This is a genomic window from Klebsiella sp. A-Nf5, assembly GCF_002810545.1.
Taxonomy (GTDB): domain Bacteria; phylum Pseudomonadota; class Gammaproteobacteria; order Enterobacterales; family Enterobacteriaceae; genus Klebsiella; species Klebsiella variicola.
This window is the reverse complement of record NZ_PIOG01000012.1, coordinates 1-391: the sequence shown is the minus strand read 5'-3', so window position 1 is coordinate 391 and position 391 is coordinate 1. Positions and strand designations below refer to the sequence as shown.

Below are 391 nucleotides of genomic sequence, written 5' to 3'. Positions count from 1 at the left end.
CTAATTAGCGATTACATCTTGAATGATAAATATATTAGCGATTACTTAAAAAAACAAAAAAACATTGCCTTTGAGATTAACGAAGAGTTTCATGAATTTAATACTAAATGCTGTATGAGTGACTTAAAGTGTCTTTCGAAATTGTGTCCAGTATGGCTGGATGATTTTGGGAGGGGCTTAACAAGTATTACAATTATTCAGATGTTTAATTTTGAATGTATAAAAATCGATAAAGATTATTTCTGGGAAATACAGTATGAGAGTAAATTATTTAAGGTATTAAATGAAGTAAAATCATACTGCAATTTCGTAATTGTTGAGGGAGTTGAGACAATAGAACAAAAAAATAAAGTACATTCTGTTGTTGATTGCGCTTGCCAGGGAAGGTTGT

At 29.9% G+C, this 391-nt stretch carries 1 protein-coding gene; it reads left to right on the top strand.

The genetic code is table 11. From position 1 onward, the window contains the following. On the top strand, positions 1-391 hold a 391-nt coding region (locus tag CWM53_RS00615; RefSeq protein WP_133124331.1), incomplete at both ends, for an EAL domain-containing protein.